The sequence below is a fragment of the Kamptonema animale CS-326 genome (genome assembly GCF_028330895.1).
GTDB classification, from domain to species: Bacteria; Cyanobacteriota; Cyanobacteriia; order Cyanobacteriales; family Microcoleaceae; genus Kamptonema; species Kamptonema formosum.
This window is the reverse complement of the sequence record NZ_JAQMUA010000167.1, coordinates 1-10,189: the sequence shown is the minus strand read 5'-3', so window position 1 is coordinate 10,189 and position 10,189 is coordinate 1. Positions and strand designations below refer to the sequence as shown.

Here is a 10,189-nt window from a genome sequence, read left to right as displayed (position 1 = left end):
TTAGCGCTTTCGCGCTGTTGTAAGGTAGTTGTCATGTGCTTATGATTGCTTTATGTATTTTTCAAGGTTCGGTGGGGCTTGTGTTCCCCGATGAATATTAGATTAACGCTTTTATTTCGGTTTGTAAAGGCTTTTTAAGTATATTGTTAGTGATGAGGCAGATAAGTATTACTAATCTGGGGGCTGGCAAAGGTAACAGATAACAGATCGCATTGTGCTTATAGCGTCAAGGCAGGTAAGGAAGCTGTGGGCTTTAAATATTGGAAATACTGGCGAAACTACCCCTTGTAAGTAGTCGGACATAAATAAACGCTATAAATTGTAAGGTGGGCGCTCGCCGCAACAAGCCTGTAACTCATAGCAGAATATAGTGGTCGGCGAGCGCCCACCCTACCTTTAATTATGTCCGACTACTTATCTACAGGACTAAAAATTAGATAAAAACGAAAAAGTCGCTAATTTAATAATGTGGCTAATTTGTCAATGAGCTTTTTTACTTATTTTTAAGCATTATCATTTTTACTCACGAATAACTGTAACGATTTTTACCAATTTATATTTTCTTCAGAATGTCAAGTTAGCTTAGGTATAGAGATTAAATTTACCTACATACCCCGCAGGAGGGTTGCTATGGTTACAACATCGCTACGACCAAAAGAATCTCCCTCGCCCGCTTACATCTGTCCTATGGATCGGAGTTGCACTTACCTGCAACTGGCGGGTAACTTATTGCAAATAGATCCGGGCTTGCTGATAATTCTCGAACAGCCTCGGAAAGTAGTCACTGTCTCCATTCCCATAAAACTAGACAGCGGTGAAGTGCAAGTTTTGGCGGGCCACCGCGTACAGCACTCCAATGTCCTTGGCCCTTACAAAGGTGGGACTCGCTACCATCCCTCTGTTACTCTGCAAGAAGTATCTGCTCTAGCGATGTTGATGACCTGGAAATGTGCTTTATTGGGCATTCCCTACGGCGGCGCTAAGGGCGGAATTGCCATCGATCCTTCTAACTACAGTGTTGGTGAGTTAGAGCGCATTACCCGCCGTTACACTACTGAATTGATTAAAGATATAGGCCCGGCTGTTGATATTCCAGCCCCTGATATGGGTACTAGCTCTCGCGAAATGGCTTGGATGATGGACACTTATTCTATGAATGTGGGTCATGCAGTGCCGGGAGTTGTAACGGGCAAACCCTTGTCTATCGGCGGTTCTAAGGGTCGCGAAATGGCAACGGGACGCGGTGTGATGATTACCGTCCGCGAGGCGCTGCTGGAACAGGGTCAGACTTTGGCGGGAGCGCGAGTCGCGATTCAAGGGTTCGGGAATGTGGGTAGCTCCGCTGCTGTACTCATGCACGAAGAGGGGGCTAAGATTTTAGCAGTCTCAGATGTGAACGGCGGACTATTTGCTCCTGAAGGTTTAGATATCCCTGCTGTGAAACTGTATGCTCAACAAAATAATCGCAGCATCGTCGGTTTTCCTGGTGGGGTGGCGGTAAGCAATGCTGAATTGTTGACGCTGCCTTGTGATGTGCTGATTCCCGCAGCTTTGGAAGACCAAATTACTGAGGAAAACTGCGATCGCGTCCAAGCCAAAATCGTAGCAGAAGCGGCGAATGCTCCTGTTACTTTGATCGCAGATCAGATGTTAGAAGCGCGTGGGATAAAGGTTTTGCCAGATATTTTAACGAATGCTGGCGGGGTGGTGGTCAGTTACTTGGAATGGGTGCAAGGTCAATCCTATGTATTTTGGGACGAGGAACGGGTAAACCGTGAAATGGAAGGGTTGATGGTGCAAGCTTATCACCGAGTCAGCGAACTGGCTAAGGCGCGGGAGGTGTCTTTGCGGCTAGCGGCTTATATGCTAGGCGTTGGCCGCGTGGCTCAAGCGCTGAGCGATCGCGGTCTTTATCCTTGACTTTTTCGCCAACTTACGATAAAGTTTTAATGTATAAAATCACAGTTTCCCAGTTACTAAAGCTGGGAAACTGAGATTTTTTTAATGTGAATTCAATCGCTGAAAGGAACTTTCCCATGAAGCTAACTAAGATTGACTTAAGCAATATATTGGGAGTCGGTCATTCTAACGGTCAGTTAAGGTTGTTAATAGACCGAGGAGAGGAGGTAGAGTACATTGAGATTGAGGCTCCAGAAGCTGCTTTACACGGGCTGCAAGAAGTTGCCTTTATTGCTAATAACGATCTAAGCGGTAGCATTGAAGCAAACCAAATTACCTCAATCCCAGAGCCAATTGCTATGCTCCCTGTTAGTTCCTCTATGGCACAAGCGATTGGTTATGATGCAGATAGCCAAACTTTACAAATAGAATTTGCCAGTGGCGCTGTTTATCAATATGCTGATGTAGAGGAGAAAACTTGGGAATCTTTGCGGGACGCTGACTCTACTGGAAAGTTTTTCAACTCTGAGATTAAAAGCCGTTATTCCAGCGAGCGGGTAGACTAATTAGGCAAAAATACGGTGTTTCAGAGACGCGAACTCTTATTAGAGCGATCTATAAGGAAAGTCTGGCGCACCCTCTAAGCTCATTCAAGTGTGCTAGTTGCCTAAGTCTCTGCTTTCGATCCGCCCTAGTGCGGTAAAGTTAGATTTATGGATGATGATGACTACCTAAGCGCAATTAATACTGACGCTGAACTCGAAAGCCCTTTGGATCGTTTGGAGGAATCGGAACCCCCACAGCCAGATCCAGAGGAAATGCTGCCTTTGCTGGAATCTCCAGAAGCTCAGCAGCGCATGATCGCAGCGAGGGCGTTTTGCGAACTCCAAGACGCTCGCGCCATCCCCCATTTAATTCGCCTATTGCGAGATGGCTGTCCTTTAGTGCGGGTGAGTGCGGCCTATGCCTTGGGGCGCAACCCCAGCCGGGATGCGGTGGAAGCGCTGATCGACCAACTCAACCGTGATTGGAACGGTTATGTCCGCAAAGGCGTGGTTTGGGCCTTGGGAAATTGTCGCGATCGCAGATCCTTAGCTCCCCTGATTGATGCCCTGAAAACTGATATTTCGGCTGTGCGGCTGTGGGCGGCTAGTTCCCTCGGTCAGATGGCAACTGTCGGTTATGATGTAGCGATCGGCGCTGTTCCTCCCTTAATTGAAGCTTTGCGGCGAGACTCTGTAGCGGCGGTGCGGAGTAATTGTGCTTGGGCGATCGGTCAACTGTGCCGCGAATTGCCAAATAATGTGGTTTATGCTGGCGCGATCGATGGTTTGATTGAAGCTTTAGAAGAAGACCAAGATTTTAGTGTGCAAGAAGATGCCAAGTCATCGCTGTTGCGAGTTGGCGATCCGCGCGGGTTACAAATCATTGAAGATTTAGAAATGGATGGCTTGCTGTAGGTATTTGGCAATAGTTTTTACTCCATAAAATCAGGTTCTTTCAGCACAAATAAGTCATAAAGTTACGATACAAATTCATATCATTTTAGGGAATGGGATACAACCATTTGCGAAATAATTGTGTTAGGCGGGGCATAATTAAATAGGTGAGCAGGATAACAGTGAGACCTGTAACAATCAGAGTTTTGAGCAATGCAGGAAGTCCGGCTAGTAGTGGTACCAGCAAACGATTGAGAATAGAAATCGTAAAAAACACTCCCAACCATGTCACTAAAGCCATTTTGTAGCGAGGGGGTGGAGCCTTCATCGACCTGTTAGGGAGCGTAAACCAGGTTTCCAATCCGGTCAGAGTTTGAATATCTTCTGGCTTTTCAATCAACGGCTGTAATTTCTCAATCCACTCTCGCCGAACATCAGATTCTAGCCAAGTTTTGAGATTGTCGTAACAATCGAACTTGAGAATCACCACGTACTCAGGATGAGCGTGATGCTGGGGTCGAATAGTGCTGACACCCAGATGTCCCTTGAATTTTCGTGCATCAGCGGCGATGCCATGAAACCATGCTTCGTAACCTTGCTCGCGCCCCGGTTTCACTACATGAGAGATGATAGCGGTGACTAGATAGTTTTCTTCACTTATATCGATCGCCAACGGTTCTTCGGGCATAAAATTTAAAGACTTGCAATCCTTGACTAAGAACTATTAAAAATACACTCTACGTAATTTACAACGAATTAGTTGTCATCGCTACGTTTCAAGTAAACTGGACTTACGCACCCAACCAAAGAAACCGGGTTTTTTTACGAAAATACTTCACCCGAACCCATACATGATCCCAAAAACCCGGTTTCTGGAGCCATGAGTGTAAGTCTTAGTAAAGTTGATAACCTAACGATGACAATACCAACTCAGCTAAACACGAGCTAAAGTAGGCAATTTATCACTACTTGGGAACCCCAGTATTTGCCGTTGCTGTATAACTGGTCATCAGGTTTTTGTAGTCAGGAATAAACCCTGCTAAGAGACTACCTAATCCTTCAATATCGTTGCGCCAATCACGGTGCAATTCACACACAACGCTAAACCAATTGACTAATTGAACTCCAGCACGAGACATTCGATCCCAAGCTGCATAGCGACAGGCTTCATCAAAGGTTCCAGAGGCATCGGTGACAACAAAAACGTCATAACCTGCCTCCAATGCCGAAAGCGCACAAAAAGTAACACAGACATCAGTAACAATTCCGGCAATTATCAATTGCTTCTTGCCAGTTGCTTCTACTGCTTTAACAAAGTCCTCGTTGTCCCAAGCGTTGATCTGTCCGGGGCGCGGAATAAAGGGAGCATCTGGGAATTTCTCCTTCAGTTCAGGCATGATAACTCCATTCGGGCCCTGCTCAAAGCTAGTTGTCAAAATTGTAGGCAGGTTGAAAAATTTGGCTGCACTTGCCAGCGCCAGCACATTATTTTTGAAGTCAGCGGCACCAATATCACGCACGAGTGAGAACAGTCCAGTTTGGTGATCTACTAGCAAAACCGCAGCATTATTCTTGTCTAGACGGTTGTATTTGAATGTAGACATCAGGTATTTCTCCTATTTGAGTTATTGGTGAATGAGAAATTGCAGAATAGAGCCAAGAATCAGAAACTATTGAGTTTAGGATTTACGCACAGACAGGATATTTGTGCGATCGCGAAGGCGAGTGACTGCGCGTAGCGCTTGACTAGGTGTAGTGACCTGCAATCCAGACTTTTGTGAGTCTTAATCCTGGTTGAAGTGGACGATCGCAGTCTCGGTTGCAGTTGGCTGCTGGGCTAGTTAAACCTCAACCTTAGCATCCAGCGGCTCCATCTCTATTAACTTTACCTTGGAAACAACATCCTTGGTGGGAGAATGGCACGACGCAAGAAAAGTTCTCTGAAAAATTTATGATTGCTCATTCAATCCTACATTTTTTACTGTTTAATCTCTCATTAGTTAGAGGTATTTCCCATTCGTGGCTGGCGATAAAAGTTATAGGAATTAATCCAATTAATGGATAATTTTCTGACTTTCATCCTACTTTTTTCTGTTCGCAGTTTGCTTTCTGCTTAACTTTTTGTCTGCTCAAAGCGACAAAAAAGGGATTACTTTGCACGCGAGCGTTCAATTAACTGTTGTAACATCGGATCGAGGTCAGCGATCGCTCCTAAGTTGAGACCAAAAATATTCTCAAGGGTAGCGCGTAACTCTGCAACCGTTGAAAGGACAAGATGTTCTGTTCTACCGTCCAAATAATGCACTGTAAACTGATTATTCCACAAGGCATAACGACAATTTGAATCCGGTTTTGCAGCCATCAAGTTAGTAACAAAAATCGAGTTAGGATGAGTGGAAACATACCAATTACTCACCTCATAATCGGGTAATTCTTGCTCGTAAAGATCGAATCTATAAAGGGATTTCCACTCCTGCTTGATATATGCTTGCATAATGTAGCGGCCATCCGTTGCCATCAATCGAAATGATTCATGGGATGTAGCTTGTTCAATATCCGCTGTCAAAGCAAGCGGCGTGGTGAGCGTTAATCCTCCGAATCCCACATCTGCAATGTATGGCTCTCCATCAATATTGACCCACAGCACCATATGACTGCGAGGTACGATCGTTCCTTCTGGCAAATTCCACAGCACACGGGCTGCCAAATTCTTTACCTGAAAGCCAAGAGCAAGCAAAACATCCCGCAACAGTGAATTTTGCTCAAAACAATAGCCGCCGCGTCTCTCACGGATTAGTTTTTGTTGCAAGGATGCTAAATCCAGCAAAACAGGTTGTTTCAGAAGTGAATTGAGGTTTTCAAAGGCGATCGTTTGGGAATGTCTTTGGTGAATTGCCTGTAACGTTGTTAGCCGGGGCGAGCAGTCACCACTATAGCCAATTCGTTGAAAATAGGCATCAAGGTCGATTTCAGTCAGTCGTTGTTGCAATTGCATATTTTATTACGCTCGGAGTCAATACTGAGTTTCTTCATAGGGAGTAATTAATCATTATGTATCCAACGTTCCAAAAGGTTTAGCATCGGAGAAATCATAGATTTCGATCGCTCCTTCGCGTCGAATCATCCGCTTCCCCAGACGCGGAAACTCTGCAATTTCCACATCCAGATTTTCTCCTCCTGTTAGATACACCAAATCCTCATCCCCGATATTTCTGAGATGATGAGCAACCGAAGGTGTGGGAAATCCCATGAAATCTCCTGGGTTAACTTCAAATTCTTCTTCACCAATCTCTGCAACGCCGTACCCCGATAGAATGTAAATCCATTCTTCCTCGCGATAGTGAGAATGATAGATGAAAGATTCTTTGCCAGGTGGAACTTTGATAAAATTGACTCCTGTACGTTTTAGGCCAACAGCTTTTGCTAACTGAGTTCCCGATAGTTCAGAATTGGCATTCCAGGGGTGGGAAAAGGGTTGCAGATTCGCAGCAATCTGTTCGGCGCGTAAAAGCAATGGGTGTCGATCTACCATAGGGTCATCCTCCAAAAACTAACTGTTCCAGTCAACTCGCAAGCTGGTATGTACCACTCCGTTTTAATGCCTGTTGGTAGGCTAGGCGAGAATGGATGCGATCGCAAAACTCCATTAGCCGGGGACGACTGGCATCCAACCCGCCTCGTGCAATTACTACCTCGATAGGAAAGCTCATCTGAATATCAGCATTTGATCTAAATATATACATTTTAGGGGAAACGATTTATATCTAACTATCTGATTCCTGTGCTACTGTCAAAATCCCAGGCGATCGCTGCTATTTTTGCTCCTAGCTAATCTCAATGACTTCTAGTTCTGAATAATCCTGCTACCAGCAAAACAATTCCTGTGAGGAAAAGGTAGACACTTTGAAGGAGAAAGCGATCGGCAGCAATGCGTCTATAGGTGTTGGTGATTGTCACATCAATACCGCCTCTGCCAAGTTTGCCAAAAAATGTACTGAGACTACTTTCAACTTGGGAAGGAAGAAAGGAGATGCTGATAAAAGCGATCGCTATCAGTGCGATACCAATACCTATTAAGCTCAAATTAGAAGAAAAACGTCTCCACATACTCCAATTAATTTTTGATGATATTTATGATGAAAATATCTTAGAACAGCACTAATTTGGGAATTTTGAAATCATACCTTTGAGAATAAATAGTTTAGAAAGTGCTGCCTAATCCAAATTTTACGACTAAAGGCGCTACAGGGACAGTGCGGTTTTTGCCTTTAGGCGAGCGCGATCGCACCACCAATATCTCCAGACTTGCTACTCTAGTAATAATTAGACAAAAGCAGTCCTAAGCAATTATGAGCAGTACAGTTACATCCCCCCAACCTAACCTCAACCAGCAGCGGCCACTCTCAACAGCATCCGCCGACACCTCCACATCCCTGCTAGGCGACTTCATTCAAGAAACCCTAGCCTTAACCCGGCGACTGTTCATTCAGTTGCAGCGGCGACCCTCAACGCTAATTGCAGGTATTATTCAGCCCTTGATGTGGTTAGTATTGTTCGGAGCCCTATTTCAAAATGCACCCGCTGGCTTATTTGGCGAAAGTCAGAATTACGGGCAATTTCTCGGTGCAGGTGTAATCGTCTTCACCGCCTTTGCAGGTGCCCTAAATGCTGGTTTACCAGTTATGTTTGACCGCGAATTCGGCTTCCTGAACCGTTTATTAGTCGCGCCTCTAGCTTCTAGGTTTTCAATTGTTTTAGCCTCAGCGATTTTCATCGTTACCCTCAGCTTCATCCAAACCGGGGCAATTGTAGCAGCGGGCGCATTTTTGGGCGCGGGACTACCAGGATTCGCAGGATTAATGGCGATCGCATTGATTATTTTCCTCTTAGTGTTAGGCGTGACAGGAATCAGCTTAGGCTTAACCTTTGCTTTACCTGGTCACGTCGAACTCATAGCCGTAATCTTTGTCACCAACTTGCCTTTATTATTTGCCAGTACAGCCCTCGCACCGCTGTCTTTCATGCCTCACTGGTTGCAAGTTGTTGTCACCCTTAACCCTCTAAGTTACGCGATCGAACCCATTCGCTACCTGTATCTTCACAGCAATTGGTCATTAGCTAGTGTAGTTATGCAAGCACCTTGGGGCGATGTTACTTTTGGCGGTGCATTGTTAGTATTGCTGGCTTTTGATGTTGTGGCGCTATTAGGAATTCAACCTCTATTGCGCCGTCGGTTTGCCTAATTATGACTTACGTAGTCACTACGATTTGGGCTCATCCCGGTTTTTCATAAAGAGCGAAAAAGACTTCTACCCCCTTCCCAATAATCAATTTATTCCTTTTCCCTCTTCCTGAAAAACATTTATTCCTTTTCCCTCTTCCCGAAAAACATTTATCCCTTTCCCTCTCCTTTTAGGAGAGAGTAGGGAGAGGTGATTCGGGGACAGGGGGGTTAGGTCTTTTTCAAATCTTTGCCTTTAGGGAAACACTGTCGCCCCAGGAAGTCCAAGTCCCAAAGCCAAGCGAATGCCGATCGCAACTACTAGCAAAGCCAGAAATAACCCTGTAGTCTGAATATCTTGCTTAGCAGCGCTTAACTCCTCGCGTTCCAAACCATAAACTATAGCCGCGTAAAATGGCAAATCATTGAGTGCAACTACTGCGATCGCCCCCAGCATACCCCCAAAATAAAACCCCGTTGGTAGTCCCACCACCATAAAAATAAACTTTAAAACACAGCCATAAGCAGGATAGTAACTCTTGCCGATCGCAAACAATACCTGGTCAATTGTCTGTGTCAAAATTCGAGGCCATATCCCCAAAGCTAACACCGGTAACATCCAAGCAGCATTGGAGTACCTACTATCATAGAGCGCGAGAATCAAAAAATCCCCAAAGCTAACTAATAGCGCTACGCCTAACGCCACTGCGAGCAAAATCGGCTGACGGTTTTTGAGAATTTTAGCCCGAAAAGTTGGACGCGGGAGCTCAGCAAGCTGTGAAAAAGCCGGAAAAAGCACTTTACTACTGACAGCTAAAACAACCTGACGCGGTATATCAGCAATGATAAAAGCAATGCCGTAAACGCCTAATAACTCAAAGGAAATCATTTTTCCTAACATGAGGCGATCGCTTTGTTCGGCCAGAAACGTTACAGCCGTCGAAACAAAAATCCACTTGCCAAAAGAAAAGATTGCGCTAGCCGCCTCTCGATCCCATACCCAGCGGTTAGGTGTTGCCAAATTCAACCAATGACTCCAGATTAATTGAATTAAACTACCCACCAGCGTCCCAACTACCAAAGCCCAAATACTTTTATCAAACCACGCCCAAGTAATCATCGCCGCAATTGAAACCGCCTGACCTCCTAGCTCAAAAATTGCCAACTTTGCGATCGCCATCTGGCGATTGAGAGTATACAAAGAAGTGGAGTTAAACCCAGAAATAACCGTACTTAAACCCACCACAGGTAGCAGCAAAAAAAGCTGTGGTTCTCCGTATAGCAGGGAAATCGGTTTTGCCAATAACAAGCAACAAAACCACAGGGTACAACCCCGAACGATCTGCAAAGTCCAGGCCGTATTGAGAAAATCTGGCTCGTTCCCGCGCCTATTCTGGATGATGCTTGGCCCGATGCCAATATCTGAAAATAGGTGAAGACCGATGATAAAAATATTTACTAAGGCCATGAGACCGAAGAGTTCTGGGTAGAGCAGGCGAGCTAGAATGACATTGCTACCAAACCGCAAAATCTGGCTCATTCCATACCCAGCAATTGTCCAAGCTGCACCCCGAAGAGCAAGTTTTTTTAACGATGACATGATGAAGGAAGAAGGAAGAAGGAAGAAGGA

General features: G+C 45.1%; 12 protein-coding genes. 5 read left to right on the top strand and 7 right to left on the bottom strand.

Features of this window, described 5'->3' with window-relative positions; translation table 11 throughout:
- The first annotated feature begins 630 nt into the window (after window positions 1–630).
- The 3 genes from PN499_RS09920 to PN499_RS09910 all read left to right on the top strand — a co-directional run bounded on the left by PN499_RS09920 (window position 631) and on the right by PN499_RS09910 (window position 3,359).
- Window positions 631–1,920 (top strand): Glu/Leu/Phe/Val family dehydrogenase, encoded by a 1,290-nt coding sequence (locus PN499_RS09920; protein WP_272031673.1) that lies wholly within the window; start codon window positions 631–633, stop codon window positions 1,918–1,920.
- Window positions 1,921–2,036: 116 nt separating this feature from the next.
- Window positions 2,037–2,465, top strand: coding sequence for a KTSC domain-containing protein (locus PN499_RS09915; protein ID WP_272031672.1), 429 nt, complete (start codon window positions 2,037–2,039; stop codon window positions 2,463–2,465).
- A gap of 147 nt (window positions 2,466–2,612) precedes the next feature.
- The gene (locus tag PN499_RS09910) at window positions 2,613–3,359 is read left to right on the top strand and encodes a HEAT repeat domain-containing protein (RefSeq protein ID WP_007353750.1); all 747 of its coding nucleotides are present in this window, start codon (window positions 2,613–2,615) and stop codon (window positions 3,357–3,359) included.
- 85 nt (window positions 3,360–3,444) lie between these two features.
- On the opposite strand, the gene PN499_RS09905 is transcribed toward PN499_RS09910, so the two are convergent.
- From PN499_RS09905 to PN499_RS09880, 6 genes are all read right to left on the bottom strand, one after another.
- The gene (locus PN499_RS09905) at window positions 3,445–4,026 is read right to left on the bottom strand and encodes a putative antibiotic biosynthesis monooxygenase (RefSeq protein WP_272031671.1); all 582 of its coding nucleotides are present in this window, start codon (window positions 4,024–4,026) and stop codon (window positions 3,445–3,447) included.
- 277 nt (window positions 4,027–4,303) lie between these two features.
- Window positions 4,304–4,942, bottom strand: coding sequence for an isochorismate family cysteine hydrolase YcaC (ycaC, locus tag PN499_RS09900; protein WP_272031670.1), 639 nt, complete (start codon window positions 4,940–4,942; stop codon window positions 4,304–4,306).
- A gap of 545 nt (window positions 4,943–5,487) precedes the next feature.
- Window positions 5,488–6,333, bottom strand: a complete 846-nt coding sequence (locus PN499_RS09895) for an arylamine N-acetyltransferase family protein (RefSeq protein ID WP_272031669.1) — start codon at window positions 6,331–6,333, stop codon at window positions 5,488–5,490.
- A 54-nt stretch (window positions 6,334–6,387) separates the two neighbouring features.
- Window positions 6,388–6,870 (bottom strand): cupin domain-containing protein, encoded by a 483-nt coding sequence (locus PN499_RS09890; protein ID WP_272031668.1) that lies wholly within the window; start codon window positions 6,868–6,870, stop codon window positions 6,388–6,390.
- A gap of 31 nt (window positions 6,871–6,901) precedes the next feature.
- Window positions 6,902–7,048: a glutathione S-transferase family protein gene (locus tag PN499_RS09885; RefSeq protein WP_272031667.1), complete on the bottom strand. Its 147-nt coding sequence runs from the start codon at window positions 7,046–7,048 to the stop codon at window positions 6,902–6,904.
- Window positions 7,049–7,172: 124 nt separating this feature from the next.
- A complete protein-coding gene (locus PN499_RS09880) occupies window positions 7,173–7,445 on the bottom strand; it encodes a hypothetical protein (protein WP_272031666.1) in 273 nt (90 codons plus the stop codon).
- 101 nt (window positions 7,446–7,546) lie between these two features.
- On the opposite strand from PN499_RS09880, the gene PN499_RS09875 reads away from it, so the two are divergent.
- On the top strand, window positions 7,547–7,681 hold the full coding sequence (locus PN499_RS09875; RefSeq protein ID WP_272031665.1) for a hypothetical protein: 135 nt from the start codon (window positions 7,547–7,549) through the stop codon (window positions 7,679–7,681).
- A gap of 6 nt (window positions 7,682–7,687) precedes the next feature.
- Window positions 7,688–8,581, top strand: a complete 894-nt coding sequence (locus PN499_RS09870; protein WP_272031664.1) for an ABC transporter permease — start codon at window positions 7,688–7,690, stop codon at window positions 8,579–8,581.
- Between the two features lie 234 nt (window positions 8,582–8,815).
- Here the strand turns inward: PN499_RS09870 and PN499_RS09865 are convergent.
- Window positions 8,816–10,189, bottom strand: a 1,374-nt coding sequence (locus tag PN499_RS09865) for an oligosaccharide flippase family protein (RefSeq protein ID WP_334311675.1), incomplete at its 5' end; no start/stop codon positions are given.

Excerpts from the sequence above, each read along its gene's own strand:
- PN499_RS09880 (WP_272031666.1), bottom strand. The coding sequence starts at position 7,445 with ATGTGGAGACGTTTTTCTTCTAATTTGAGCTTAATAGGTATTGGTATC.
- PN499_RS09895 (WP_272031669.1), bottom strand. The coding sequence starts at position 6,333 with ATGCAATTGCAACAACGACTGACTGAAATCGACCTTGATGCCTATTTT.
- PN499_RS09870 (WP_272031664.1), top strand. The coding sequence starts at position 7,688 with ATGAGCAGTACAGTTACATCCCCCCAACCTAACCTCAACCAGCAGCGG.
- PN499_RS09910 (WP_007353750.1), top strand. The coding sequence starts at position 2,613 with ATGGATGATGATGACTACCTAAGCGCAATTAATACTGACGCTGAACTC.
- PN499_RS09915 (WP_272031672.1), top strand. The coding sequence starts at position 2,037 with ATGAAGCTAACTAAGATTGACTTAAGCAATATATTGGGAGTCGGTCAT.
- PN499_RS09890 (WP_272031668.1), bottom strand. The coding sequence starts at position 6,870 with ATGGTAGATCGACACCCATTGCTTTTACGCGCCGAACAGATTGCTGCG.
- PN499_RS09885 (WP_272031667.1), bottom strand. The coding sequence starts at position 7,048 with ATGAGCTTTCCTATCGAGGTAGTAATTGCACGAGGCGGGTTGGATGCC.
- PN499_RS09905 (WP_272031671.1), bottom strand. The coding sequence starts at position 4,026 with ATGCCCGAAGAACCGTTGGCGATCGATATAAGTGAAGAAAACTATCTA.
- PN499_RS09920 (WP_272031673.1), top strand. The coding sequence starts at position 631 with ATGGTTACAACATCGCTACGACCAAAAGAATCTCCCTCGCCCGCTTAC.
- ycaC (WP_272031670.1), bottom strand. The coding sequence starts at position 4,942 with ATGTCTACATTCAAATACAACCGTCTAGACAAGAATAATGCTGCGGTT.